General features: G+C 63.4%; 3 protein-coding genes and 1 pseudogene. All 4 read left to right on the plus strand.

Annotation, left to right across the window (positions count from 1 at the left end; all coding sequences use genetic code 11):
* Nucleotides 1-220: pseudogene (locus QZ079_RS08695) on the plus strand (hypothetical protein); the annotation flags it as partial.
* Between the two features lie 96 nt (nucleotides 221-316).
* Nucleotides 317-1336: an ABC transporter substrate-binding protein gene (locus QZ079_RS08700; protein WP_297037467.1), complete on the plus strand. Its 1020-nt coding sequence runs from the start codon at nucleotides 317-319 to the stop codon at nucleotides 1334-1336.
* A gap of 102 nt (nucleotides 1337-1438) precedes the next feature.
* A complete protein-coding gene (locus tag QZ079_RS08705) occupies nucleotides 1439-2461 on the plus strand; it encodes an ABC transporter substrate-binding protein (protein WP_297037468.1) in 1023 nt (340 codons plus the stop codon).
* Between the two features lie 250 nt (nucleotides 2462-2711).
* A partial coding sequence (locus tag QZ079_RS08710) for an ABC transporter permease (protein WP_297037469.1) occupies nucleotides 2712-3424 on the plus strand: 713 nt, incomplete at its 3' end.

Here is a 3424-nt window from a genome sequence, read left to right on the forward strand (position 1 = left end):
GAGCCTCTTCGAGTCGGGCGGCATCGCCTACGTGCAGGGCATCTCCCTCGATACCGACACCGACGGCATCAACATCGCCCGCACGATCCGCCTCGACCGCATGGCCAACCTCGCGCTCTTAGATGAAGACGGCGCTCTGCACTTCGCCTTCGGAGCCGCAACGTTAACAATTCGTGACGCGCAAAGCCCGAAGAAGCCTCCGCAAACTACGGTCGTATGATGGGAAAATCTCCCGCACTCGGGAGGTTCTCATATATCCATGGGGCAAAACGCCGCCCAGCGGCTGCGCCACGCCCCCTGCATGTCGGAGGGACCTATGAACCAACCAGCCATCAGCCGCCGCGGCCTTATCGCCTCCCTCGCCGCCGCCGGCACGCTCCCGCTCGCCGCGTGCGGCGGCACTGAAACCGTCGAGGGCGAGGGCAGCACAGCGGGCAGCGCACCATCAACAGCAGAGGGCGCCTTCAAAATCGGTATCCTGCAGCTCACGCAGCATGCCGCGCTCGACCAGACGAACGAGGGCTTCATCGCCGCGCTCGATGAGGCGGGCATCGACTACGAGCCGGACCAGCAGAACGCATCGAACGACCAGACGGCCTGCCAGACCATCGCGCAGACGTTCGTGAACGGCGGCTGCGACCTCATCTTCGCCATCGGCACGCCCGCCGCACAGGCCGTCGCCGCAGCCACCCAGGACATCCCCATCGTGGGTTCCGCCATCACGGATTTCGAATCCGTCGGCCTCGTCGAATCGAACGATACTCCCGGCGGCAACGTCACCGGTAGCTCCGACATGACCCCCGTCGCAGATCAGATCGCGCTCCTGCAGGAGCTCGTGCCCGACGCCCAGAACGTCGGCATCCTGTATTGCACGGCCGAGGAGAACTCGCGCATCCAGGCGGAGCTCGCCGTCGAGACCTGCAATGAAGCCGGTCTCACGCCGAACGAGCAGACCGTATCGAGCTCGAACGAGATCCAGAGCGTCGTGGAGACGATGGTCGGCCAGGTCGACGTCATCTATGCACCCACCGACAACACCATCGCCGCCGCCATGGCACAGGTTTCTTCCATCGCCGACGAGGCGGGCATCCCCACCATCGTGGGTTGCGACACCATGGTCGAAGATGGCGGCACCGCCTCGTACAGCATCAACTATTTCGACCTCGGTCATAAGGCGGGCGAGATGGCGCTCCAGATCCTCACCGAGGGCGCAAGCCCCGCGGACATGCCCATCGAGTACCTCGATGCGAGCGAGTGCACGCTCATCGCGAACCAGGCTTCGGCCGATGCCTGCGGCGTCGACCTGAGCATCCTCGACGACCCCGAGCTCGTCTAACCCCTGACATTGGAGACAACCCCCGATGTCCCGCCAAAGGGGACAGTCCCTTTTGGCAGGGCGAACCCGCCCCTATCCACACGCACGGAACAGGAGAGCACCATGGGACACGCAAACATCAGCCGTCGTAGCTTCACCGCCGGACTCGCCGGAGCGGGCGCACTCGCGCTCGGAACGCTCGGCATCGCCGGATGCTCGAACGAAGGGGGCACAGGTTCCGCCGGCTCCGCCGACAAGACGTACAAGATCGGCATTCTGCAGCTCACGCAGCATTCCGCGCTCGACGCCGCGAACGAGGGCTTCATCGCCGCCCTCGACGATTCCGGCATCGCCTATGAGCCGGACCAGCAGAACGCCAGCAACGACCAGAACGCCTGCCAGACCATCGCGCAGACGTTCGCGAACGATGGTTGCGACCTCATCCTCGCCATCGCGACGCCCGCGGCGCAGGCTGCCGTGGCGGCAACGGACGACATCCCCATCATCGGCACCGCGATCACCGATTTCGCCGCATCCGGGCTCGTCGATTCGAACGACGCCCCGGGCGGCAACCTTACCGGCACCTCCGATATGAACCCGGTGGTCGACCAGATCGCCCTGCTCGAGGAGCTGGTGCCGGAGGCAGCGCACGTTGGCCTGCTCTTCTGCACCGCCGAGAGCAACTCCGAAATCCAGATTGCCATGGCAGAGGAAGAGCTCGACGCCGCAGGCATCGAGCACGAGCGCTTCACCGTGTCGAGCTCGAACGAGATCCAGAGCGTTGTGGAGACGATGGTCGGCCAGGTGGACGCCATCTACACGCCCACGGACAACACCATCGCCGCCGCGATGACGCAGGTGGCGGACATCGCCAACGAAGCAGGCGTCCCCACGATCTGCGGCGAGGTTGGCATGGTTGAGGCAGGCGGTCTCGCATCCGTTTCCATCAACTACTACGAGCTCGGCTATCGCGCAGGCGAGATGGCCGTCGAGATTCTCACCGAGGGTGCGAACCCCGCGGAGATGCCCATTGAGACCATGAGCGCCGACGATTGCGACTTGGTGTACAACCAGGCCACTGCCGACGAAATCGGCGTCGACGTCTCCATGCTCGCAGACGAGGGCGGCGAGGACGTCTCGGCGTAAACGCCTCCGGTTCGACGCGGATACGTTACTTCACCCCAGGGGTTTATTACATCCAATGCCAAATGTAATAGCCCATGGGGTGAATCTTCATTCCCGCCCACCGTTTCAGAACCATTACAGGCCATGCCGCGTACAACGGTGCATGCATAACGTGATACACTTTCCGCGTAATTTATGCAGGAAGTTCTTGCAGCGACCCCGGCGAGCGATTTCGCCGGGGTTCGTTTGGCAATAGAGAAGGAGGAAGCTTATGGGACTCGCCATGCTTGGCGCCGTCTCGCAGGGCATTCTCTGGGGCATCATGGTGCTCGGCGTCTACATCACCTATAAGCTGCTCGATATCGCAGACCTCACCGTCGACGGCAGCTTCGCGCTCGGCGGCAGCGTGTGCGCGGTGCTCGTCGTGGGCGGCATGGATCCGGTGCTCGCCATCATCGCCGCCATGCTCGCAGGCATGCTCGCGGGCGCCGTAACGGGATTCCTCCACACGGTGTTCGAGATTCCCGCCATCCTTGCCGGTATCCTCACGCAGATCGCGCTCTGGTCCGTGAACCTGCGCATCATGGGCAAGTCGAATACACCGCTTTTGCGCGTGGACACGCTCTTCTCCACCGTGACGGACGCGACCGGCCTCCCACAGAACGTCGCATCGATCCTCGTCGGCCTCACATTCGCCGTTCTCATCATCGTCGCGCTCTACTGGTTCTTCGGTACCGAGATTGGCTCGGCGTGCCGTGCGACGGGCAACAACGAAGCCATGGTACGCGCTTTGGGCGTGAACACCAAGGTGACGAAGATGATCGCACTTACGCTCTCCAACGGCCTTGTCGGCCTTTCGGGCGGACTTGTGTGCGAAAGCCAGAGCTACGCGGATATCGGCATGGGCACCGGTGCCATCGTGATCGGGCTTGCCGCCATCGTGATCGGCGCGCTGTATGAGGGCCTTGCCCGCTTGGATGAAAA

This window comes from uncultured Enorma sp. (assembly GCA_905210055.1).
GTDB lineage: Bacteria > Actinomycetota > Coriobacteriia > Coriobacteriales > Coriobacteriaceae > Enorma.

Coding starts and splice junctions, on each gene's coding strand:
- QZ079_RS08700 (WP_297037467.1), top strand. CDS start 317: ATGAACCAACCAGCCATCAGCCGCCGCGGCCTTATCGCCTCCCTCGCC.
- QZ079_RS08705 (WP_297037468.1), top strand. CDS start 1,439: ATGGGACACGCAAACATCAGCCGTCGTAGCTTCACCGCCGGACTCGCC.